The organism is Thalassobacterium maritimum (assembly GCF_031127805.1).
GTDB classification, from domain to species: Bacteria; Verrucomicrobiota; Verrucomicrobiia; order Opitutales; family Coraliomargaritaceae; genus Thalassobacterium; species Thalassobacterium maritimum.
The window spans coordinates 1-408 of sequence record NZ_JARXHW010000256.1; the positions used below are offsets into that span (position 1 = coordinate 1).

At 56.1% G+C, this 408-nt stretch carries 1 pseudogene; it reads right to left on the minus strand.

The window, feature by feature from the left end:
* Positions 1-260 (minus strand): annotated as a pseudogene (locus tag QEH52_RS20250) (hypothetical protein); the annotation flags it as partial.
* Positions 261-408 lie beyond the last annotated feature (148 nt).

Here is a 408-nt window from a genome sequence, read left to right on the forward strand (position 1 = left end):
GTAAAATCAGCTAAGCTCACGCCATCCACTCCGGCGGCACCATCATTGGCTTTGACACGGCGATACGCCGCTTCGAGGTTCGTGCTACTGAAGATGGCCTCCAGTAGCTCGGGCTGCAACCGTCTGTATTGCCCTGGCTCCCCTTGCCCGCGCGCCGGTCGGCGTTTATGGGTGGGTGGTCCGGTTCGCTGCGCGCCCGGTCTTGTCGGCAGACCTCGGAACCAGAGGCAAGTCCGGCTGCTCCCGATCGCTTCGCTCATTCCCCTTCGGCGAGACTTAAAGCATCAGCTCGTTGGTTGGATCCACACTGCTTCCGAACGTAACCTCGCGATTACGCACTTGTGCTTCTCTAGTGATTGATTTGTTATTCAGGTCTTTCACAATGGACTTTAACCATATTAGTTTATC